The sequence below is a fragment of the Pseudomonas sp. BN505 genome, from assembly GCF_029873175.1.
Lineage (GTDB): Bacteria > Pseudomonadota > Gammaproteobacteria > Pseudomonadales > Pseudomonadaceae > Aquipseudomonas > Aquipseudomonas putida.
Genome location: NZ_SSOI01000045.1, coordinates 42,949 through 63,742, shown reverse-complemented (window position 1 = coordinate 63,742; position 20,794 = coordinate 42,949). Strand labels below are relative to the sequence as shown.

Genomic DNA, 20,794 nt, shown 5'->3' with positions numbered 1-20,794 from the left:
GCTCCCAAGGACTGCGCAAACTTTCCGCCCTGTGGGGTACCTGTGGGAGCTGGCTTGCCGGCGATAGGGCCAGTAATGCCAACATCACTCTGAGGCCAAAGCACCTTTCAACCACTCCAGAAACCGCTTGGCAAGCGGGTCATCCTGACTATCCCGATGCACCAGGCAAGCCCACGCCGGCCCCCGCACCCGCTGCGCCGACAACGCCTGCAGGCGCCCCTCCTCCATCGCCCGCCGCGCCAGCAACTGGCTGACCAGTGCCACCCCCAGCCCCTCGCTCGCCGCATCCAGCAACAGCCCGGGATCGGAAAAATTCAGCCCCTTGCCCTGCTGCCCCACGTTCTCGCCACCCTCCAGCTGCCAATGGCTCCAGTCCATCTCCCGCTCGCCATGCAAGGTAGTGCGCACAGCCGAAACGGCCAGTGAAGGATGGCAGGCCGGGTACAGCTGGTCCTGATGCAGCACGCTGAAGCTGCACTCGGCCTGGGCGCTAAGGTCATCGCGGATGGCCAGGTCGATGGTCTCGGTGACCATATCCGGCACCTCGAAGCTGGTGAACAGCCACAAGTCCACTTCGGGGCAACGCTGGTGAAAGTCGGCCAGCCGCGGCAACAGCCAGTGCCTGGCAAATGCCGGGGTGGTGTTGACCACCAGTTGGTTGGGCTTGCGGTACTGGTCAAGCCGGCGAATGCCCACGGCCAGGTGCTGCAACAGCGATTGCGTGGTGCTGAGCAGGTCATGCCCGGCGTCGGTCAGGCTCACGCTACGCCCGCTGCGATGGAACAGCGGCTGCTCCAGGTAGGTTTCCAGGCTGCGGATCTGCTGGCTGATGGCCGACTGCGTCAGGTTCAGCGCCTCGGCTGCCTTGTGGAAGCTGCCCAGCCGCGCCGCAGCCTCGAAACCGCGCAGGGCATTAAGGGGTGGCCAGTGTTTAAGCATGATTGATAAGCCCTGCTGATCAGATGTGCGCTAAATCTATCGTTTGTCGCCGGCCAGGCCTAGCCATAGCATGAACACCAACACCCGCGACGGCGGGCTTCGTTGATAAAAATCCTTAATAGATCGGAGTTCACTATGCACCTGTCCCTCGACAGCGGCTGGCGCATGCCCGCCGAATGGGCACGCCACGCGGCAACCTGGATGGTCTGGCCACACAATCAGGCCCTGTGGGAAAGCGGCTGGAACGTGCGCCTGGCCGATGTACAGCAGGACTACGCCCGGGTCGCAGCGGCCATCGCCCGTTTCGAGCCGGTGAAAATGGTGGTCGACCCGTCTGCCGTGGCCAGCGCCCGCGCGCTCTGCGGTGCCAACATCGAGCTGATCGAACTGGCAGTGGACGACAGCTGGTGCCGTGACAGCGGCCCGAGTTTCGTCTGCCACCCGCAGCATGGCCTGGCCGGCCTGAGCTGGCGCTTCAATGCCTGGGGCGACAAGTCGCAACACAGCCTGGACCGCAGCCTGGGCCGGCGCATCCTCGACCAGCTAGGCCTCGACGGTTTTAGCACGTCGCTGTGCAACGAGGGTGGCGCGATTCATGTCGATGGTGAAGGCACGCTGATCACCACCGAGTCGGTGCTGCTTAACCCCAACCGCAACCCTGGCGTGAGCAAGGCCGAGTTCGAAGCCTGCTTTGCCCGCCACCTGGGCATCCGCAAGACCATCTGGCTGCCGGGTGACCCGCAATACGTCACCGGCGACATGACCGACGGCCACGTCGACGGCGTGTGTGCCTTCGCTCGGCCAGGCGTACTGCTGGTCGACGCCACCCATGAGCAAGGCTCGGTGTACGCCGACGTGGTGCGGGAAAACCGCCGCGCCCTGGAACTGGCCACCGACGCCCAAGGCCGCCACTTCGAACTGCTGGACCTGTACGAGGCCACCGCCGCGGTCGACCATAACGCCGAGGTGTTCTGTGCGTCCTACACCAACTTCTACATCGCCAACGGCGCGATCATCATGCCGGCCTACGGTATTGCCGCCGACCAGGAGGCCGCTGCACAACTGGCCCACGCCTTCCCGGGCCGGCAGATCGTACCCGTGCGCATCGACCACATAGCCCACGGCGGTGGCGGCATCCACTGCATCACCCAGCAGCAGCCGGAGGTGCAGCCATGAGCCTGCTACGGGTTGCCACCACCCAGATGCCGTGCAGCTGGAACCTGCCCGACAACCTCGACCGCGCCGAACAGCTGGTGCGCCAGGCCGCTGCCAAAGGCGCCCAGGTGATCCTGCTGCAAGAGCTGTTCGCTACCCCGTACTTCTGCATCGAACAGGACCACCAGCACCATGCCCTCGCCCAGCCCTACCCCGACAGCCCGATCCTGCAGCGCTTCGCTGCGCTGGCCGGCGAGCTGGGCGTGGTGCTCCCGCTGAGCTGGTACGAGCGCGCCGGCAATGCCTTCTTCAACTCGCTGACCGTGGCCGATGCCGACGGCCGCCTGCTCGGGGTGTACCGCAAAACCCACATCCCCAACGCTATCGGCTACCAGGAGAAGGAGTACTTCAGCCCTGGCGACACCGGCTTCAAGGTCTGGGATACCGCCTTTGGCCGCCTGGGTATTGGTATCTGCTGGGATCAGTGGTTCCCCGAAACCGCTCGCTGCCTGGCACTGATGGGCGCTGAAGTGCTGTTGTTCCCCACCGCCATCGGCTCCGAGCCCGGCTGCGCCGAACTGGACTCACGCGACCATTGGCAGGTGGCAATGCGCGGCCACGCCGCCGCCAACCTGTTGCCGGTGGTGGCGGCCAATCGCGTAGGCGATGAAGTCGCCGCCAGCGACGCTTCGTTGAGCATGCGCTTCTATGGTTCGTCGTTCATCTGCGACCACAAGGGCGCCATGCTCGCCGAGGCCGACCGTGACAACGGCGGCATCTGGCTGCACGACCTGGACCTGGCACGCATGCGCGATGACCGCCTGAGCTGGGGCATCTACCGCGATCGTCGCCCGGAAATGTACGCCCCACTGCTGACTCTGGACGGCAAGCATCCACATACCCTGAGGGCCTGAGCATGAAACACCACGTTCTAGCCGCATTGGCGCTGGCCATTTGCGCCAGCCAGGCCCAGGCCGAACAGGCCGTTTTGCGCCTGTACAACTGGGCCGACTATTTTGCCGAGGACACCCTGAAGCAGTTCACGGCCGAAACCGGCATCCAGGTCATCTACGACGTCATGGACGGCAGTGAAGTACTCGAAGCCAAGCTGATGTCCGGGCGCAGTGGCTACGACCTGGTGTTCCCCGGTGACACCGTTGCCGAGCGGCTGATGCGCGCCGGCAGCCTGCAGCCACTGGACCACAGTCGCCTTGAGGCACTGGACGACATCGACCCTGGCCTGCGCCAGCTGCATGCCCGGTACCCCAAGGCCAGCCAGGCGACCGTCCCCTACACCTGGGGCACCATCGGCCTGACGGTGAATGCCGAGAAAGTCCGCCAGCGCATGCCCGATGCGCCGCTGGACGACCTCGACCTGCTGTTCAAGCCGGAGCTGGCGGCCAAGTTCGCCGACTGCGGTATCTCGGTCATCGACTCGCCCGACGAAGTGTTGGCGGTGGTCCTCAACTACCTGGGGCGCGAGCCACGCAGCGCCAAGCGTGAAGACTTGGCCGCCGCCAGCGAGCTGCTCAAGGCCATACGCCCGTATGTGCGCAAGTTCCAGTCGCAGCCGGTGACCGAACTGGTCAACGAAAACCTGTGCGTGTCCCTGGGCTACAGCGGCGACGTGATCCAGGCCCAGCGCACGGCCGAGGCCGCAGGCAAGCACCTGGACTTCCAGTACCGCTTGCCCCGCCAAGGCACCACGGTGTGGATGGACACCATGGCCATCCCGGCCGATGCCAGGCACCCGGAATACGCCTATCGTTTCATCAACTTCGTCATGCGCCCGGCGAACATGGCTGCCATCAGCAACTTCACCGGTTACCCCACTGCCAGCGCCAAGGCGCGCCAGGCGGTGGACCCACGCATGCGCGACAACCCCGATATCTACCTCGACGAAGCAACCTATGCCCGACTAATACCGGGCCGCGATATCCCACAGGCTGACATGCGGGCACGCATGCGCGTGTGGACACGCTTCAAGACTGCACAGGACTGAGCCATGCCAAGCCGTAGAACCTTCCTGCAACTGTCACTGGCGGCCGGCCTCGGCACCGGCCTTGGCTTGCCCCTGGGCCTGACTCGCGCCGACGAGCCCGGGCGCTGGCTCATGCCTGACGAGGGGGAAACGCAGCAGCGCGCCTTCATCGCCTTCGGCGCCCAGGATGTCATCTGGGAAGACTTCACCGCCGATGTGCAAGCAGCCCTGGGCCGCATCGCCCAGGCCATCGCGCGTTATCAGCCGGTCACCGTGTTCTGCCGGGCAAGCGAACGAAAGCTGGCCGAGCAGCACTGCGCCAGCCCGCGCACAAGCTTTGTCGAGTGCGAACTGGACGACATCTGGATGCGCGACATCGGCGCCAACTTCGTCCTCGATGACGACGGCGCGCTGGGCGCGGTGGATTTCAACTTCAACGGCTGGGGCAACAAGCAGCGCCACCGCAACGATGCACAGCTGGCCAAGCGGATCGCCACACTCGCCGGCGCGCGCTATCAGCGCAGCGAGTTGGTCGGCGAAGGAGGTGCCATCGAAGTGGATGGCCATGGCACCGGCATCATGACCGAAAGCAGCTGGGTCAATGCCAACCGCAACAACGGCTGGAGCAAGGCCGAGGTCGAGGCCGAGCTCAAGGAGCGCTTGGGGTTGAGCAAGGTTATCTGGCTGCCGGGCATCGCCGGTGAGGACATCACTGACGGGCATGTGGATTTCTATGCCCGCTTCGTGCGGCCGGGGGTGGTGATTGCCAACCTGGACAACGACGCGGAATCGTATGACCACGGCGTGACGCGCAAGCATCTTGAGATTCTCAAGCGCGCCACCGATGCAGAAGGCCGGACGTTGCAGATTCATGTCGTGTCACCGCCACAGCGCGGGCGGCGTAACAGGTTCAGCAAGGGCAATGAAGACTTTGCGGCCGGATACGTCAATTACTTCGTGATCAATGGCGCGATCATCGCGCCGCAGTTTGGTGATGCGCAGGCGGATGAAGAGGCTCGGGCGTTGCTGGCGGCGTTATACCCGGGGCGCGATATCGTGCAGCTGGATATTGATGCCATTGCCGCCGGGGGTGGCGGGATTCACTGTGTGACCCATCAGTGTCCGGCTGTTTGAGTTGTGTTGCCTGACCTGGCCTCTTCGCGGCTAAAGCCGCTCCCACAAGGACCCCGCCGCTCTCAAGGGCTGTGTAGTACCTGTGGGAGCGGCTTTAGCCGCGAAGAGGCCGGCACAGTTAAATTCAATCCCGGCGCCGTCGACGCCCGGTGATCATCGACAACGGCAGGTTCTCGCGCAGGCGCACACTCTCGTAGATGGCCGCCAGCACATGCACACACACCAACGCCAACACCGCATCGGCCAACCAGCTGTGCAGGTCGGTCGGCCAATCGGCGCCCCACAGCGCATCCACCTCCTGGGACGCCCAGCCGGTCAGGACCAGCCCTGCGATACCGGTCAGCATCAACAGCATCACCAACGCGCCAATCGGCGAATGCCCCAGGCGATGACAAGGCTCGCCGCGCAGCAGCGCACGGGCATGCCCTGCCAGGCGCGCCGGGGTTGGCCAGAAATCGGCCCAGCGCGCACTGGGTGGCCCGACAAAGCCCCAGACCACGCGCACCACGACACAGGCCAGTGCGTAGTAACCGAGCCACTGGTGCCAGTCGTCCCCTTCTTCGTTGAAAAAATAGTCGGCGAAGAACACACCGGCGATGGAGAGATGGCACAGCCGCAGGAGCGGGTCCCACAGCTGCACAGTGGCGTCGCTGTTCAATCGTGGTACTCGGACTTGACCGCCTTGCCGCTCACCGGGTCATGGTAGATCTCGACCTTGCGGCCATCCTTGTCGAGACCATAGATCTCGTAGCAGTTGCCCTTGGTAACCTTGAACTTGTTGATCTTGTAACCCTGCTCCTTGAGCTGGGCCTGGAACTTTTCCTGGTCTTGCCAGGTGCTTTTGTCTGCGGTGGTGCATTGGGTGGCGGCGAATGCTGTGCTGCTGCCGATCAGTAGCATCAAGGCGATGAGGGTGCGCATGGGTATGGGCTCCATTCAGTTGAGTGAAAACAGCACGGAATTCAGCTTAGTTGGATAGAACGCCGAGCGCCCATTGATTTATTTTTCACATCAATCCGAAAGAAAAACAAACTTAACAAATGAGCCAAAGCCACCGATGCTTGGGCATTACGCCCATCGCACGGAGAACAACAACATGAACGACGTGGTCATCGTCGCCGCGACCCGCACCGCCATCGGCAGCTTCCAGGGCGCCCTGGCCACGGTACCTGCGGTCGACCTCGGTGCCGCCGTGATCAAGCGCCTGCTGGAGCAGACCGGGCTGGACCCGGCGCAGGTGGACGAAGTGATCCTCGGCCAGGTGCTCACCGCCGGCGCCGGGCAGAACCCGGCACGCCAGGCCGCGATCAAGGCCGGCTTGCCCTACAGCGTACCGGCGCTGACCCTGAACAAAGTCTGCGGCTCGGGCCTCAAGGCCTTGCACCTGGCCGCCCAGGCCATTCGTTGCGGTGATGCCGAGGTGGTGATTGCCGGTGGCCAGGAGAACATGAGCCTGGCCCCCTATGTGATGCCTTCGGCCCGCACTGGGCAGCGCATGGGCCATGGCCAGCTGATCGACAGCATGATCACCGATGGCCTGTGGGATGCCTTCAACGACTATCACATGGGCATCACCGCCGAGAACCTTGTGGACAAGTACGGCCTCAGCCGTGAGCAGCAGGACGCTTTTGCCGCCGAATCGCAACGCAAGGCCGTGGCGGCCATCGAGGCCGGCCGCTTCCTTGATGAGATCACCCCAATCGTGCTGCCACAGAAAAAGGGTGAGCCCAAAGTGTTCGCCCAGGACGAACAGCCACGCCCGGACACCTCCGCTGACTCCCTGGCCAAACTGCGTCCTGCGTTCAAGAAGGATGGCAGCGTTACCGCTGGCAACGCCTCCAGCCTGAATGACGGCGCCGCTGCCGTGCTGCTGATGAGTGCCGCCAAGGCCAAGGCCCTGGGCTTGCCAGTACTGGCGAAGATCGCCGCCTATGCCAGTGCAGGGGTAGACCCGGCAATCATGGGCATCGGCCCGGTTTCAGCGACTCAGCGTTGCCTGGACAAGGCCGGTTGGCAACTGGCCGAACTGGACCTGATCGAAGCCAACGAAGCCTTTGCCGCACAGGCGCTGGCAGTGGGCAAGGTGCTGGAATGGGATGCTGCGCGGGTCAACGTGAATGGCGGGGCCATTGCCCTGGGCCACCCGATTGGCGCTTCCGGGTGCCGGGTGCTGGTGACCTTGCTGCACGAGATGATCAAGCGGGATGTGAAGAAGGGCTTGGCCACCTTGTGCATTGGTGGCGGGCAAGGGGTCGCGCTGGCGATCGAGCGCTGAGTCAGGATTGATGCAAGCAGGCCCGGCCCTATCGCCGGCAAGCCAGCTCCCACAGGGACCGCACACATTTCAGAGTTTGTGCAGTATATGTGGGAGCTGGCTTGCCGGCGATAGGGCCGGGCCTGTCTACGTGGCCAACTCAGCCTTCAGAACCGCTCATCAGCAATAGCCGGCAAGGTCAGCTCCCGAACATAACTGGCCGCCGAAAGCTCCAGTAGCGTACGCACCATCAGCACCACATCGTGCAGCGGTATCAGCCCCCCCTCCCCACGCGTCGCAGCCTCGGCCACCGGCACGTCCAGGCTGTCTTCGGTATTCAGGTACCCCAGGTTCAGGCAAGTCACCCCAAGGCCCTGCTCCCGATAGCCTTCGCGCAACGCTTCGGCAATGCCGCGCAGGGCGAATTTCGAGGCAGCGAAGGTCACTTCCGGGCGACCACTCTGGGGCAGGCCCGAGGTTGAACCGGTGAGAATGATCCGTGGTTTTTCGCTTTTGAGCAGCAGCGGCAGCAGGCGCTTGATCAGCAGGATGGTCGCGGTGATGTTGCAGTCGACCATGCGCTGCAGCTGCGCATCATGGTCATCAAGGAAGCTGTAGTGGGCCTCGAAGGCTTCGGCCTCCCACAGGCCGAGGTTATAGATCAGCGTATCCACACCACCCTCGGCCAGGGCCCGGAAAATTGTCTCTACGGCGGTGGACGGCTCGCCGAGGTCGGCTTCGATCCACTGGGCCTGGACATCCTTGCCCACGTCCACTGCCGCTGGCCGGGTGCGCGACACCCCAATCAACGTATCGCCCGGTTTGCCCAGCCCTTGCATGAACGCCATGCCCAGGCCCTTGCTGGCGCCGACTACCAGAACTCGCATCGCATCACTCCCTGTCGATTTGAACCAGAGTCGGCATTCTAGGGAGTTTTGCAGTGCCTGTGCCGGCCTCTTCGCGGGTGAACCCGCTCCCACAGGGGCCGCATTTGTTTCAAGGTTTGTGCTGTACCTGTGGGAGCCAGAGACCGCAGGAATTTCAAGGTTTGCACTGTACCTGTGGGAGCCAGAGACCGCAGGAATCTCAAGGTTTGCACTGTACCTGTGGGAGCGGGTTTACCCGCGAAGAGGCCGGCACAGGCAGCCGATGATCAAGCCGCAGCCCGGTTCTGTTCCAGCGCAGCAGCCAGCATCGCGACTTCATGGCACTTCTGCAGAGCCAGGTCCAGCGGGCAGCTAAACAGCGCGCAAGATGGCGCCAGCCACAGCCGCTCTCCCAGGCGCTCATGGGCATCGTGCAGCAGGTCCAGGGTCTCGCCCAGGTCGCAAGGCGCGGCGTTGCCGCCGTCGACCAGGCCCAGTGACAGCACTTTGTAGGCCGGCAGGCGGTCGAGAATGGTCACGTACTGGTCGGGTGCCTGCACCAGGTCGATGTGCAGGCCGTCGACCGGCAGGTTCGCGGCCAGGCCGAGGTTGCCGCCAAGGCCACCCGAGTAGGTGGCAATCAGTTTCTTCAATGGCGCGCGCTGAAGGATGTTATAGACGCGCTCGAAAGCGTTTTTCCAGTCCTGCGGAAGGTCTTCGGCGAGAATCGGCTCATCGATCTGCACCCACTCGACACCCAGGGTAGCCAGGCGGTTGAGATGCTGGTCATACAGCGGCAGCAGGCGTTCGAGGCGCTCCAGCGTGTCGATGCCGTCGTTGGTTTCGCCCTGCCACAGATAGGTCAATGGGCCGATCACCACTGGCTTGACCGCATGACCCAAGGCCTTGGCCTGTGCCACTTCGTCGAAAAGTTGCGCCCAGCTCAGGTCGAACGATTGGTCAAACCAGGCAAAGTCGCCCACTGGCAGCAGTTCGATGCCGGCCTCTCTCTGCACCTGCCAGTGGCGGGCACGCAGCTCGCTGTCGTGGTCGATGCGTGGAAAGCCCAAGTTGTGTGCCAGTGCCATGTCTTGTCCCTTCAGCCTGCATAAATGAATGAGGCGATTGTCCGGTTGAGACCGGTTTGAGACAAACTCATTAAATTTGAGATGAACCCAAGATTTTTTCATGATCATGATGATGTCTCATTCAGAGCACCACCCTGCGCATCCGGACATGACCCCGCCCGCCTTCTGCCGCACAATGCCACCCTGACCACACCAGGTGCCCGGCCACATGAGCCTGCTGAAAACCGCGCTGCGCGAACAGAACTTCGTCTGCGTCATGGAGTTCGTCCCCAAGCCTTCTGCAGAACGCTTCGCCGCCATGGAAGCGATCATGGCCCGCGCGCACCTGTGCGGCTGGCCAATGACCGTGGCCATCGGCGATCGCGTCGGCAGCCCGCTGGACATGTCGCCGCTGGACGCCCTCGCCTCGTTCAGCAACCCGGTACCTGCCCTGCCGCATTTTTCCGGCAAGGACCGCGAGCGTCACCACCTCCTTGCCCAACTGCAGCGCATGGACGCCGCGGGCCTCGACCAGCTGTTGCTGCTGACGGGCGACCGCCTGCCCGGCCACGAGCCCGGCCAGCGCCCGGTGCGCTACCTGGAATCGGTCGCCGCCCTGCTGATTGCCCGCCAGGCTTGCCCGCACTGGCTGCTGGGCGCTGCACTGAACCCGTTCAAGTACTGTGAGGAAGAAGGCGGCGCCCAGTATTTCAAGGCCGAGAAAAAACTCGCAGCAGGCGCCGACTTCCTCACCCTGCAACTGGGTTTCGATGCCGCCAAGCATCAGGAAGCCATGCACTGGATGCGTCGCCAGCCCACGCCCAAGCCGATGCTGGCCTGCCTGATGAGCCTCACCCACGGGCGCGCGGCAATGCTCGACCACGTGGCCGGGGTCACTGTCACACCGTCCATGCGTGGCATGCTCGAAGCGGAGACCGCGCAGTCCAAGGCCTTTGCCCAGGCACGCAGCGTCGACCGCCTGGCGTTGCAGATCATTGGCGTGAAACTGATGGGCTACGCCGGTGTGCACCTGTCAGGGGTTCACGAACTGAAACAACTGCTTGCCCTTGAAGGCCGTATCGAGCACTGGCAAAACCAGGTCCACACGCTGGAGCAGTGGGCGCCCGCCTGGCAGGCCAGTTGGCAGATGCCCGGGCTGCCGGCAGTGATATTCCACCCGCCACAAGCGGCCTGGCGCCAGGGCGAGTCGCGGGTCGATGCCTCGTTCAAAGAGAAAGCACGCTATCACCTGATGCACGGCATGCATTCACTGCTGTTCAGCCGCCGCAACAGCCTGAGCAAGGCATTTGGCTGGGCGGTACGCCGGCCGCTGTGGGCTACGCACCTTGGCGCACAAGTGCTGCATAAGGTGGAACGTGCGGTGAAACGGCCGCTGGTGGGTTGCGATACCTGCGGCCGCTGCCGCCTGGAAGACACCCTGTACGTCTGCCCGGAAACCTGCCCCAAAGGCCTGGCCAATGGCCCCTGCGGCGGTACCGCGCTGAACCGCTGCGAATTCGGCGACCGCGAGTGCATCCACAGCGTCAAATACCGCACGGCAAAGGCAGTGCGGCAAACGGCGGTGCTGACCGAACGCCTGATCCCGTGCATCGAGGTGGAAACCCGCCACCGCAGCTCATGGCCGCAGTGGTTCCAGGCCGCAACGCCGCGCCGGCTCAGCCCGCAGCCAGCGCCTCGAAGCCAGCCCGAATCGTAGCCTCGGGCAGTTCATCGGCGATGAACACCATTACACTCTCGCGGGCTTCACCCTCGGCCCATTCTGCATCCCAGTCGAAACCGTAAAGCTTGAGCACGCCCTGAAACACCAGCTTGCGGTCTTCACCGGCAATGTTCAGCACGCCCTTGTAGCGCAGCAGCTGTTTGCCGTGGGTTTCCAGCAGCTCATTCATGAAGCCGCTGAGGCGGTCGATGTCCAGCGCGGTTTCCGTGCGCAGCACCATGGTGGAGATACGGTCGGGGGTGGCGGGCTTGAGCACCGGGCGAAGCATCGGTTTCAGGTTCGCGCCCAGGTCAGGGTTGAGGTTGAAACCACGCACATCCAGTAGCTCCGCCAGGTCGATACGGCCGTGCTCGACCACACGGATTGCAGCCCGGCCATTGATGCGGGCCAAGCGTTCGCAAAGGGCTTCTACCGTAGCCGGCTCGACCAGATCGGTCTTGCTCAGCAGCAGGCGATCGGCAAAGCCGACTTGGGCCTGAGCGATGGTCTGGGTCAGGTGCAGTTCGGCATGAACAGCGTCGACCAGGGTGATGATGCCGTCGAGGATGTAGCGCTCACGCAAGTCCTCGTCGATGAAAAAGGTTTGCGCCACCGGCGCCGGGTCGGCCAGGCCGGTGCATTCGATTACCAGCCGGTCAAAGGCGATCTCGCCTGCGTCAAGGCGCTCAAGAAGCAGGTACAAGGCGCGGGTGAGGTCACCATGGATGCTGCAGCACACGCAGCCATTGGCCAGGGTCATCACCTGCACCGGCTCGTCGCCCAGCAACTGGCTGTCGATGCCGGCCTCGCTGAATTCGTTTTCGATCACGGCAATCTTCAGGCCGTGCTCGGCCTTGAGCATGTGCTTGAGCAAGGTGGTCTTGCCAGCGCCGAGGAAGCCTGTGAGTACGGTTACGGGAATAGGCGTCTGCACGCAAAACATCTCCTGTGCGGAAAAAACAGTGGCCCCATCGCCGGCAAGCCAGCTCCCACAGGTACTGCACAGACTGGTGGCCTATGGAGCACTTGTGGGAGCTGGCTTGCCGGCGATGAGGCCGGACAGGTCAACGCTTAGGGTTCAACAGCATTTGGGCCCGGACTTGCCGCCGTAACGGGCTTCCTGGCGTTCGCGGAAGAACGCCTCGTAGCTCATCACCGGCTTGTCCGGATGCGTCTTCTGCATGTGTTCGACATAGTTGTCGTAGTCGGGCATGCCGACCATCAGGCGGGCTGCCTGCCCCAGGTATTTCCCCAGTCGACCCAAGTCGTTGAACATAACTGCAGTCCTCTCGATTACGCGTCAGGCAGGGCCTGGAACGGGGTTTCCTTGTCGCTGCGCTCCTTGCGGCCCCAGGCGCCGTAGCCGACCTTGAGGGCGAAGAACAGGATGCTGAAAACCACCAGCAGGAACAGAATCGTCAGGCCCGCGTTGGTGTAGGCGTTGAAGATAACGTGCTGCATCTGCCCGATGTCCTTGGCCGGGGCCAGGACCTGGCCGGCGTCCAGCGCAGTGCTGTACTTCTTGGCCAGGGCCAGGAAGCCAACGGCCGGGTTCGGGTCGAACAGCTTGATCAGCCCTGCAGCAGTGGTGCAGATCAGCAGCCAGACGGCCGGCAGCAGGGTGACCCAGATGTAGCGTTGACGCTTCATCTTGATCAGCACCACAGTACCGAGCATCAAGGCGATACCGGCGAGCATCTGGTTGGAGATGCCAAACAGCGGCCAAAGGGTGTTGATGCCACCCAGCGGGTCGATCACGCCCTGGTACAGCAGATAGCCCCACATTGCCACGCAGCCAGCGGTGGCGAGCAGGTTGGCCCCCCACGATTCGGTACGTTTGAGTGCCGGTACGAAGCTGCCCAGCAGGTCTTGCAGCATGAAGCGCCCGGCACGGGTACCGGCGTCGACTGCGGTGAGGATGAACAGTGCCTCGAACAGGATCGCGAAGTGGTACCAGAAGGCCATGGTGTTTTCACCTGGCAACACCTGGTGCAGGATCTGCGCGATACCGACTGCCAGGGTTGGCGCACCGCCGGCACGGGCCAGGATGGTGTGCTCACCAATGTCACGGGCGACGGCTTCAAGCTGCTCAGGGGTAATCAGGAAGCCCCAGCTGCTGACCGTCTGCGCCACCGACGCAACGTCTGCGCCCACCACGGCGGCCGGGCTGTTCATGGCGAAGTACACGCCCGGCTCGATCACCGAAGCAGCGACCATGGCCATGATGGCCACGAACGACTCCATCAGCATGCCGCCGTAGCCGATGTAGCGGGCGTTGGTTTCGTTGTCCAGCAGCTTGGGCGTGGTGCCCGAAGAGATCAGCGCATGGAAGCCGGACACCGCACCACAGGCAATGGTGATGAACAGGAACGGGAACAGGGTGCCCTTCCACACCGGGCCTGTGCCGTCGGTGAACTGGGTCAGCGCCGGCATTTTCAGCTCGGGCGCAATGATCAGGATACCGATGGCCAGGCCAACGATGGTGCCGATCTTGAGGAAGGTCGACAGGTAGTCACGCGGCGCCAGCACCAGCCACACCGGCAGCACCGCGGCGACGAAGCCGTAGCCCACCAGCATCCAGGTGATCTGCACGCCGGTGAAGGTGAACGCCGGGCCCCAGACCGGATCCGCAGCGATCACGCCGCCCAGCCAGATCGAGGCCAGCAGCAATACCACGCCAACCACCGAGATCTCGCCAATGCGGCCCGGGCGGATGTAGCGCATGTAGATGCCCATGAACATCGCGATCGGGATGGTCGCCATCACCGTGAACATGCCCCACGGGCTCTCGGCCAGGGCCTTGACCACGATCAGCGCCAGCACCGCAAGGATGATGATCATGATCAGGAAGCAGCCGAACAGGGCAATGGTGCCCGGAATGCGGCCCATCTCCTCGCGCACCATGTCGCCGAGCGAACGGCCGTTGCGGCGGGTGGACATGAACAGGACCATGAAGTCCTGCACCGCACCGGCCAGCACCACGCCGGCGATCAGCCACAGCGTGCCGGGCAGGTAGCCCATTTGCGCGGCGAGCACCGGGCCGACCAGGGGGCCTGCGCCGGCGATGGCAGCGAAGTGGTGACCGAAGAGGATATGTTTGTTGGTCGGGACGTAGTCCAGGCCGTCGTTGTTGAGCACCGCCGGGGTGGCGCGGCGCGGGTCCAGTTGCATCACCTTGGTGGCGATGAACAGGCTGTAGTAACGGTAGGCAACCAGGTAGATGGCCACCGCCGCGACCACGATCCACAAGGCGTTGATTGCCTCACCGCGACGCAGGGCGACCACACCCAGCGCGCAGGCCCCTATGACTGCCAGCGCCAGCCACGGAATGTGGCGTAGCAGGCTATTATTGTTGTTCATGGTTAGCTTCCAGCTGGTGGATTGGAAAGACCGCCCACCGAGTCTAGGGCGAGTCAAGGCGCATTGCCACACTTGCTTTGGTCTAGAGCCTCTGCGGCCAGATTGCAGTACCTGATGCACATACCCTTCTAACTATAGTCAGGATGTCACTTTAGGACCTACCCGAGGATCCACGCCATGAGCGATCACGACGAACGCCGCCGTTTCCAGCGTATCCAGTTCGACGCCCCGACCAGGCTGTGCCAGGGCGAGCGTTGCTGGGAGGTGAAACTGCTCGACCTGTCCCTCAAGGGCCTGCTGGTCGAATGCCCTAAACCCTGGGATCCCGACCTGAGCCAGGATTTCGAAGCCTACATCCTGCTCAACGACGAAGTGACCGAGGTGCAGATGCAGGTCGAACTGCGCCACGAAGAACCGGACCGGCTGGGCTTCATCTGCCTGTACATCGACATCGATTCGATGAGCCACTTGCACCGTCTTGTGGAATTGAACGTGGCCGACAGCACCGAAATGATGCGTGAGCTGCGCGAACTCATCGAATAATGAAATCTCTTAGCTAGCTAATAGCCTCCCTGCGATGTGTTTCCTGTCTACCCAGACAGCTTTAAGCCTGGGTAGCAGCACTTTGTACACACCCCTCTAATACAGCATTTGATGAGTTGGTACGCCTTCTGCATTGGGTTTTCGCACATCCGGCGGTCGCCCTTGTGCGCGCTCCGATCAAAATATTGTATACAATTCTTGTGGTAATCATTTGCCGGAACTGTCTACAGTAGCGACACAAAAATAAACAGAGAGCCTGCTCCATGACTACGTCCCCTAGCACGTCTCCCGCCAAGCGCCCCGAGGATGAAAACCTCGGGCTTGGTGCCAACCTGGCTTACGGTCTGCAGCATGTGTTGACCATGTACGGAGGGATCGTCGCGGTACCCCTGATCCTGGGGCAGGCCGCAGGCCTCAACGGCGCCGAAATAGGCATGTTGATTGCTGCCTCGCTGTTTGCCGGTGGCTTGGCCACCCTGCTGCAAACCCTCGGCCTGCCGTTCTTCGGCTGCCAGTTGCCGCTGGTGCAGGGCGTGTCGTTCGCCGGTGTGGCGACCATGGGGGCGATCCTCAGCAGCGAGGGCGGCGGTGGCCTGCCAGGCGTGCTCGGCGCCGTCATGGCAGCATCGCTGATCGGCTTCCTGATCACCCCGGTGTTCTCGCGCATCACCAAGTTCTTCCCGCCGCTGGTGACCGGTATCGTCATCACCACCATCGGCCTGACCCTGATGCCGGTGGCTGCACGCTGGGTGATGGGTGGCAACAGCGCCTCGCCGGAATTCGGCAGCGTGGCCAACATCGGCCTGGCGGGGCTGACCTTCGCCATCGTGCTGCTGCTGAGCAAGCTGGGCAGCGCGACCATCTCGCGCCTGTCGATCTTGCTGGCCATGGTGCTCGGTACCCTGATCGCCTGGGCGCTGGGCATGACCGACTTCAGCAAGGTCACCGAGGGTGCGATGTTCGCCTTCCCCACGCCGTTCCATTTCGGCATGCCGGAATTCCACATCGCCGCGATCCTGTCGATGTGCATCGTGATCATGGTCACCCTGGTGGAAACCTCGGCCGACATCCTCGCCGTGGGTGAGATCATCGACACCAAGGTCGACTCCAAGCGCCTGGGCAACGGCCTGCGCGCCGACATGGCATCGAGCATCCTGGCGCCGATCTTCGGCTCGTTCACCCAGAGCGCGTTCGCCCAGAACGTTGGCCTGGTGGCCGTGACCGGGGTCAAGAGCCGTTACGTGGTGACCACGGGCGGTGTGATCCTGGTGGTGCTCGGCCTGCTGCCGGTCATGGGCCGGGTGATTGCTGCAGTACCGACCCCGGTACTGGGCGGTGCGGGCATCGTGCTGTTCGGAACGGTGGCGGCCAGTGGTATCCGCACCCTGTCCAAGGTCAGCTACAAGAACAACGTCAACCTGATCATCGTCGCCGCTTCGCTGGGCTTCGGCATGATCCCGATTGCCGCGCCAACCTTCTACCACCACTTCCCGAACTGGTTCGAGACCATCTTCCACTCGGGCATCAGTTCGGCGGCGATCATGGCCATCCTGCTGAACCTGATCTTCAACCACTTCACCACCGGCAACTCGGAAAACCAGTCCGTGTTCGCCGCAGCGTACGAACGCACCATCCAGTACTCCGACATTTCCGCACTGCGTGATGGCGACTACTTCAAGGATGGCAAGCTGTTCGATGCCGAAGGAAACGAAGTGCCATTGCTGGAACTGGACGAGCATGGCAACCAGACGGTCAGGCGTGCGGCAGTTGCCGAACATTGACCGCTGACTGAGCGGTGAGAGGGGGGCCGACGCGCATCGTCGGCCCCTTTTTCGTTTGCCTGTACTGGCCCTTTCGCGGGCTTGCCCGCTCCTTGTAGGAGCAGCCTTGTGCTGCGAAGAGGCCATTGCTGCCCATACAAATCTGCTGGCCATATCGGCCTCTTCGCAGCACAAGGCTGCTCCTACAGGTACCGCGCCATCCTGAGGCGGCGAGTCCCCTGACAAGTCATGAATTACTCGAACAATGCATCCAGGGCCTGTTCCAGGCGGGTGACGGCAATAACCTGCAGCCCCGCCGGCGACTCTTTCGGCGCATTGCCCTTGGGCACGATGGCGCGCTTGAAGCCATGCTTGGCCGCTTCCTTCAACCGCTCCTGGCCACTGGGCACCGGCCGCACCTCGCCCGACAGGCCGATCTCGCCAAACACCAGCAGCCCATGGGCCAGTGGCCGGTTACGCAAGCTGGACATCACCGCCGCCAGCAATGCCAGGTCCGAAGCCGTCTCCAGCACCTTCACACCGCCCACCACGTTGAGGAATACGTCCTGATCATGGGTGGGAATACCGCCGTGGCGGTGCAGCACCGCCAGCAACATGGCCAGGCGGTTCTGGTCCAGGCCCAGGGTTACCCGGCGCGGGTTTGCCAAGTGGCTGTCGTCGACCAGTGCCTGTACCTCGACCAGCATTGGCCGGGTGCCCTCCCAGGTCGCCATCACCACACTGCCCGGCACTTCTTCCTGGGTACGGTTAAGGAAGATAGCCGACGGGTTGGACACCTCTTTCAGGCCCCGGTCGGTCATGCCGAATACGCCCAGTTCGTTGACCGCGCCAAAGCGGTTTTTCACCGCTCGCAACAGGCGCAGGCGGCCGTCGGACTCACCTTCGAAATACAGCACGGTATCGACCATGTGCTCCAGTACCCGCGGGCCGGCCAGCGAGCCTTCCTTGGTCACGTGGCCGACCAGGAAGATCGCCGTGCCGCTCTGCTTGGCGTAACGCACCAGCAGCGCCGTGCTCTCACGCACCTGGGCCACGCCGCCGGGTGCCGACTGCAATTGCTCGGTGAAGATGGTCTGGATCGAGTCGATCACCATCACCCGCGGTTTCTCGACGCGTGCCGTGGCAATGATGGTTTCGATGCAGGTTTCGGTCATTACCTTGAGCTTGTCCTGGGGCAAGCCCAGGCGCCGCGAGCGCATGGCCACCTGCTGTTGCGACTCCTCACCCGTGACATACAGCGCCGGCATGCCCACGGCGATGTTGCACAAAGTCTGCAGCAGGATGGTCGACTTGCCGATGCCCGGGTCGCCACCAATCAGCACCACCGAGCCATCCACCAGGCCGCCGCCCAACACGCGGTCCAGTTCGGTGCTGCTGGTGGTGAAGCGCGGGATTTCCTCGACGCTGACTTCGGCCAGGGTCTTGATCTGCGCTTGCTGCCCGGTCCAACCGGCGCGGCCAGTACTGGGCGCAGCAGCACCGCCGCTCTCGATCATGGTTTCGACCAGGGTGTTCCAGGCCCCGCATTCGCCGCACTGGCCGGCCCATTTGGGGAAGGTCGCGCCGCACTCGGTGCAGCCATACAAGCGCTTGGCCTTGGCCATGGATGGGGTCTCCTGGAAAAAACCGCCATGATAGCCGAGCCGGAAGTGTCTCGAACGCTTCGGGATGCGACAAAACTATTCGTTCTAACCGCAGTCACTACCCCTGAACACGACGCATGAAGCGTTTAAGTGGCTTACACTGCGTTAACCTTACCTTTTGTTACAAGGAACCAAACATGGGCATGATCAGTGAGTTCAAGGCCTTCGCGGTCAAAGGCAATGTCGTCGACATGGCGGTCGGTATCATCATCGGCGCAGCCTTCGGCAAGATCGTATCGTCCTTCGTCGGAGACGTGGTCATGCCGCCACTGGGTCTGCTGATCGGTGGGGTGGACTTCAGCGATCTGGCGATCACACTGAAGGCTGCCCAAGGTGACATTCCAGCGGTGGTGCTGGCTTATGGCAAGTTCATCCAGACCGTGATCGACTTCGTGATCGTTGCCTTTGCCATCTTCATGGGGGTGAAGGCAATCAACAGGCTCAAGCGCGAAGAAGCTGTGGCACCGACTGTGCCGCCAGTGCCTTCGGCTGAAGAAACCCTGTTGACCGAGATTCGCGATTTGCTCAAGACGCAAAACCAGAATCGGCTGCCTTGAGGTTGCTGGGGGCGCTGTGCGCCCCTATCGCATTACCAGTAGTTTTCCACAGCCACCTGCCCCGGCCGCTTGCTCAGGCTCAGTTGCAGGTCACGCGCCTTCAGCACCTTGCGCGTCTCGTCGATCATCTCCGGGTTGCCGCACAGCATCACCCGCGAATGTTCCGGCGACAGCTCCAGCCCTGCTGCCTTCTCAAGCTCGCCATTCTCGATTAGCGTGGTAATGCGCTCATTCAGGGCCCCCGGGTGCTGCTCACGGGTCACCACCGGAATGAACTGCAACTTGCCGGCGTACTCAGCCAGGTAATCGCGCTGCTCCAACCCGGCGATTTCATCCACGTAGGCCAGCTCTTTCGCTTCGCGCACCGAATACACCAGCTTTATGCTGTCGAAACGCTCCCAGGCCTCGAAGTCCTGCAGGATCGACATGAATGGCGCAATTCCGGTCCCGGTCGCCAGCAGCCACAGGTCGCGGCCACCCACGAAGCGGTCAAGGGTAAGGAAGCCAAAAGCCTGGCGGTCGATCAGCAAGGTATCACCCGCCCCCAGGCGGCTCAGCTCACTGGTGAACTCCCCGCCTGGCACCACTATGGAGAAGAAGTCGAGGTGCTCGTCATGCGGTGCGCTGACCATGGAGTAGGCGCGCCACACCACGCTGCCATCGGCCTTGGTCACGCCCAGGCGGGCGAACTGGCCGGAACGAAAGCGGAACCCTGCATCGCGCGTTACCCGCAGGCTGAAGAGGTTCGGCGTGAGCGGCTGAACATCGAGCAGGGTCTGGCGGGTGAACTTTTCGGCGCTAGCGGTCATATCGGGCTCCAGGTTTGACGTGCGCACAGTGTCGCGCAAAGTGGCCCGGATAAAAACCACTGCTTTGTAGGGCCTCATCAAGGGTGATCGTGCCGAAGTTGCAGAAAAACCTGATCGCTATAACAAAATAATCCCAACGCCATGGTAGGTCTTTTCCTACAATGACCCCGGTACCCAAATGGATTGGGTCCGACACCCCGAGGAGTTTCAGATGCTTCAGTGGAATCCCGAACACCTTCAGGCGTTCGTCAACGAGCGCAGCCCACGGAAGCTGTTCGACATCGCGGTACATCTGGCACAAGACCTGGGCATGGAATACCTCGGCTTGAACATGCGCATCCAGATCGCCACTCAGACACCCAGGGTGTACCTCTACAGCAACTATCCGGCTGAGTGGATCGAGCGCTACCAGCGCGACGAGTTCTATAAGCAGGACCCGGCCGCCAACGTCAGCCATAGCTCGACCATGCCGGTGCTGTGGACCGACGAACTGTATCGTGAAGCCCCGCAGTTTCGCGAAGCGGCGTGCCTGTACGGCTTGCGCCATGGCTGGACGCAATCACTGCACGACCTGCAGCACAACGAGAGCCAGATCAGCGTAGCCAGGCCAGCCGAAAAGATCGACATCGTCGAGCTTTACGGCAAGGCCGGCAGTGTGCAGTGGCTGTGCCATACCCTGCATGCGGTACTCGGCGAGCACCACCTGAATGCACTGTGCCCATCGCAACCCAAAATGAGCGAGCGTGAACTGGAAGTGCTGAAATGGTCCGCCGCCGGCAAGACCGCAGCCGACGTGGCCTGCATCCTCTCACTGTCGCAGAGCACGGTGAACTTCCACATTCGCAGCGTGATCACCAAGACCAACGCCGCCAACAAGGCAGGCGCCATCGCCATCGCCGCCCTGCGTGGCTGGATCTGACCTTCAAACCTGCGACCTTGGGCAAAGCCCTGTAGAATTGCCCGGCAAAGCCCGGGGCGAACCGCA

Annotated in this window: 19 protein-coding genes and 1 pseudogene; 10 read left to right on the top strand and 10 right to left on the bottom strand. The window is 62.7% G+C overall.

Translation table 11 applies throughout. The annotated features are described in order from the left end of the window. Nucleotides 1-84 precede the first annotated feature (84 nt). On the bottom strand, nt 85-939 hold the full coding sequence (locus E8E78_RS13460) for a LysR substrate-binding domain-containing protein (protein ID WP_049275449.1): 855 nt from the start codon (nt 937-939) through the stop codon (nt 85-87). A gap of 135 nt (nt 940-1,074) precedes the next feature. Between E8E78_RS13460 and E8E78_RS13455 the strand changes: the two genes are divergently transcribed. From E8E78_RS13455 to E8E78_RS13440, 4 genes are read left to right on the top strand one after another with little or no spacing between them, the layout of a single operon-like run. After that, nucleotides 1,075-2,115 (top strand): agmatine deiminase family protein, encoded by a 1,041-nt coding sequence (locus E8E78_RS13455; RefSeq protein ID WP_049275450.1) that lies wholly within the window; start codon nt 1,075-1,077, stop codon nt 2,113-2,115. Continuing rightward, nucleotides 2,112-3,008, top strand: a complete 897-nt coding sequence (gene aguB / locus E8E78_RS13450) for an N-carbamoylputrescine amidase (protein WP_049275451.1) — start codon at nt 2,112-2,114, stop codon at nt 3,006-3,008. The genes E8E78_RS13455 and aguB overlap by 4 nt, the downstream gene beginning before the upstream one ends. A 2-nt stretch (nt 3,009-3,010) precedes the next feature. Further along, a complete protein-coding gene (locus E8E78_RS13445; protein WP_049275452.1) occupies nt 3,011-4,096 on the top strand; it encodes an extracellular solute-binding protein in 1,086 nt (361 codons plus the stop codon). Nucleotides 4,097-4,099: 3 nt separating this feature from the next. Continuing rightward, nucleotides 4,100-5,209, top strand: coding sequence for an agmatine deiminase family protein (locus E8E78_RS13440; RefSeq protein ID WP_274137669.1), 1,110 nt, complete (start codon nt 4,100-4,102; stop codon nt 5,207-5,209). A gap of 124 nt (nt 5,210-5,333) precedes the next feature. On the opposite strand, the gene E8E78_RS13435 is transcribed toward E8E78_RS13440, so the two are convergent. Together E8E78_RS13435 and E8E78_RS13430 are read right to left on the bottom strand one after the other, a co-directional pair. Next, nucleotides 5,334-5,867, bottom strand: coding sequence for a cytochrome b/b6 domain-containing protein (locus E8E78_RS13435; protein WP_049278183.1), 534 nt, complete (start codon nt 5,865-5,867; stop codon nt 5,334-5,336). Next, entirely contained in the window at nt 5,864-6,130 is a 267-nt protein-coding gene (locus E8E78_RS13430) for a PepSY domain-containing protein (RefSeq protein ID WP_016489091.1), read from the bottom strand. The genes E8E78_RS13435 and E8E78_RS13430 overlap by 4 nt, the downstream gene beginning before the upstream one ends. A 175-nt stretch (nt 6,131-6,305) precedes the next feature. Between E8E78_RS13430 and E8E78_RS13425 the strand changes: the two genes are divergently transcribed. Next, nucleotides 6,306-7,484, top strand: a complete 1,179-nt coding sequence (locus tag E8E78_RS13425; RefSeq protein ID WP_061202805.1) for an acetyl-CoA C-acetyltransferase — start codon at nt 6,306-6,308, stop codon at nt 7,482-7,484. A gap of 146 nt (nt 7,485-7,630) precedes the next feature. On the opposite strand, the gene E8E78_RS13420 is transcribed toward E8E78_RS13425, so the two are convergent. Continuing rightward, entirely contained in the window at nt 7,631-8,350 is a 720-nt protein-coding gene (locus E8E78_RS13420; RefSeq protein ID WP_280313146.1) for an SDR family NAD(P)-dependent oxidoreductase, read from the bottom strand. Nucleotides 8,351-8,640: 290 nt separating this feature from the next. After that, a pseudogene (locus tag E8E78_RS13415) lies at nt 8,641-9,417 on the bottom strand (5-methyltetrahydropteroyltriglutamate--homocysteine methyltransferase); the annotation flags it as partial. A gap of 208 nt (nt 9,418-9,625) precedes the next feature. Here E8E78_RS13415 and E8E78_RS13410 point away from each other — a divergent pair. Beyond that, nucleotides 9,626-11,113 carry a methylenetetrahydrofolate reductase C-terminal domain-containing protein gene (locus E8E78_RS13410; protein ID WP_061202767.1) on the top strand — a complete coding sequence of 496 codons (1,488 nt, stop codon included), beginning with the start codon at nt 9,626-9,628 and terminating at the stop codon, nt 11,111-11,113. Here the strand turns inward: E8E78_RS13410 and yjiA are convergent. From yjiA to E8E78_RS13395, 3 genes are all read right to left on the bottom strand, one after another. Beyond that, nucleotides 11,073-12,050: a GTPase gene (yjiA, locus tag E8E78_RS13405; RefSeq protein WP_049275842.1), complete on the bottom strand. Its 978-nt coding sequence runs from the start codon at nt 12,048-12,050 to the stop codon at nt 11,073-11,075. The genes E8E78_RS13410 and yjiA overlap by 41 nt on opposite strands. Before the next feature lie 144 nt (nt 12,051-12,194). Further along, entirely contained in the window at nt 12,195-12,392 is a 198-nt protein-coding gene (locus tag E8E78_RS13400; RefSeq protein ID WP_003251633.1) for a YbdD/YjiX family protein, read from the bottom strand. A gap of 17 nt (nt 12,393-12,409) precedes the next feature. After that, on the bottom strand, nt 12,410-14,476 hold the full coding sequence (locus tag E8E78_RS13395) for a carbon starvation CstA family protein (RefSeq protein ID WP_016497932.1): 2,067 nt from the start codon (nt 14,474-14,476) through the stop codon (nt 12,410-12,412). 177 nt (nt 14,477-14,653) lie between these two features. Between E8E78_RS13395 and E8E78_RS13390 the strand changes: the two genes are divergently transcribed. Next, nucleotides 14,654-15,019 carry a PilZ domain-containing protein gene (locus E8E78_RS13390; protein WP_061202768.1) on the top strand — a complete coding sequence of 122 codons (366 nt, stop codon included), beginning with the start codon at nt 14,654-14,656 and terminating at the stop codon, nt 15,017-15,019. A 263-nt stretch (nt 15,020-15,282) separates the two neighbouring features. Beyond that, a complete protein-coding gene (locus tag E8E78_RS13385; protein ID WP_280313150.1) occupies nt 15,283-16,800 on the top strand; it encodes a nucleobase:cation symporter-2 family protein in 1,518 nt (505 codons plus the stop codon). Nucleotides 16,801-17,033: 233 nt separating this feature from the next. On the opposite strand, the gene radA is transcribed toward E8E78_RS13385, so the two are convergent. Then, complete coding sequence (gene radA / locus E8E78_RS13380; protein ID WP_016497929.1) at nt 17,034-18,404, bottom strand: DNA repair protein RadA; 1,371 nt, start codon at nt 18,402-18,404, stop codon at nt 17,034-17,036. 176 nt (nt 18,405-18,580) lie between these two features. On the opposite strand from radA, the gene mscL reads away from it, so the two are divergent. Further along, nucleotides 18,581-19,000 (top strand): large-conductance mechanosensitive channel protein MscL, encoded by a 420-nt coding sequence (gene mscL / locus E8E78_RS13375; RefSeq protein ID WP_049274566.1) that lies wholly within the window; start codon nt 18,581-18,583, stop codon nt 18,998-19,000. Nucleotides 19,001-19,032: 32 nt separating this feature from the next. Here mscL and E8E78_RS13370 read toward each other — a convergent pair whose 3' ends face one another. Next, nucleotides 19,033-19,809 carry a ferredoxin--NADP reductase gene (locus tag E8E78_RS13370; RefSeq protein ID WP_026034600.1) on the bottom strand — a complete coding sequence of 259 codons (777 nt, stop codon included), beginning with the start codon at nt 19,807-19,809 and terminating at the stop codon, nt 19,033-19,035. 211 nt (nt 19,810-20,020) lie between these two features. Here E8E78_RS13370 and E8E78_RS13365 point away from each other — a divergent pair, with 211 nt between their 5' ends. Beyond that, nucleotides 20,021-20,728 (top strand): autoinducer binding domain-containing protein, encoded by a 708-nt coding sequence (locus tag E8E78_RS13365; RefSeq protein ID WP_049274565.1) that lies wholly within the window; start codon nt 20,021-20,023, stop codon nt 20,726-20,728. Nucleotides 20,729-20,794 lie beyond the last annotated feature (66 nt).

What these genes read in the sequence shown, in the direction of transcription:
- E8E78_RS13365 (WP_049274565.1), top strand. Translation starts at nt 20,021, where the DNA reads ATGCTTCAGTGGAATCCCGAACACCTTCAGGCGTTCGTCAACGAGCGC.
- E8E78_RS13385 (WP_280313150.1), top strand. Translation starts at nt 15,283, where the DNA reads ATGACTACGTCCCCTAGCACGTCTCCCGCCAAGCGCCCCGAGGATGAA.
- E8E78_RS13370 (WP_026034600.1), bottom strand. Translation starts at nt 19,809, where the DNA reads ATGACCGCTAGCGCCGAAAAGTTCACCCGCCAGACCCTGCTCGATGTT.
- E8E78_RS13455 (WP_049275450.1), top strand. Translation starts at nt 1,075, where the DNA reads ATGCACCTGTCCCTCGACAGCGGCTGGCGCATGCCCGCCGAATGGGCA.
- E8E78_RS13445 (WP_049275452.1), top strand. Translation starts at nt 3,011, where the DNA reads ATGAAACACCACGTTCTAGCCGCATTGGCGCTGGCCATTTGCGCCAGC.
- aguB (WP_049275451.1), top strand. Translation starts at nt 2,112, where the DNA reads ATGAGCCTGCTACGGGTTGCCACCACCCAGATGCCGTGCAGCTGGAAC.
- E8E78_RS13395 (WP_016497932.1), bottom strand. Translation starts at nt 14,476, where the DNA reads ATGAACAACAATAATAGCCTGCTACGCCACATTCCGTGGCTGGCGCTG.
- E8E78_RS13420 (WP_280313146.1), bottom strand. Translation starts at nt 8,350, where the DNA reads ATGCGAGTTCTGGTAGTCGGCGCCAGCAAGGGCCTGGGCATGGCGTTC.
- E8E78_RS13400 (WP_003251633.1), bottom strand. Translation starts at nt 12,392, where the DNA reads ATGTTCAACGACTTGGGTCGACTGGGGAAATACCTGGGGCAGGCAGCC.
- E8E78_RS13430 (WP_016489091.1), bottom strand. Translation starts at nt 6,130, where the DNA reads ATGCGCACCCTCATCGCCTTGATGCTACTGATCGGCAGCAGCACAGCA.
- mscL (WP_049274566.1), top strand. Translation starts at nt 18,581, where the DNA reads ATGGGCATGATCAGTGAGTTCAAGGCCTTCGCGGTCAAAGGCAATGTC.
- E8E78_RS13460 (WP_049275449.1), bottom strand. Translation starts at nt 939, where the DNA reads ATGCTTAAACACTGGCCACCCCTTAATGCCCTGCGCGGTTTCGAGGCT.
- E8E78_RS13425 (WP_061202805.1), top strand. Translation starts at nt 6,306, where the DNA reads ATGAACGACGTGGTCATCGTCGCCGCGACCCGCACCGCCATCGGCAGC.
- radA (WP_016497929.1), bottom strand. Translation starts at nt 18,404, where the DNA reads ATGGCCAAGGCCAAGCGCTTGTATGGCTGCACCGAGTGCGGCGCGACC.
- E8E78_RS13440 (WP_274137669.1), top strand. Translation starts at nt 4,100, where the DNA reads ATGCCAAGCCGTAGAACCTTCCTGCAACTGTCACTGGCGGCCGGCCTC.
- E8E78_RS13410 (WP_061202767.1), top strand. Translation starts at nt 9,626, where the DNA reads ATGAGCCTGCTGAAAACCGCGCTGCGCGAACAGAACTTCGTCTGCGTC.
- E8E78_RS13390 (WP_061202768.1), top strand. Translation starts at nt 14,654, where the DNA reads ATGAGCGATCACGACGAACGCCGCCGTTTCCAGCGTATCCAGTTCGAC.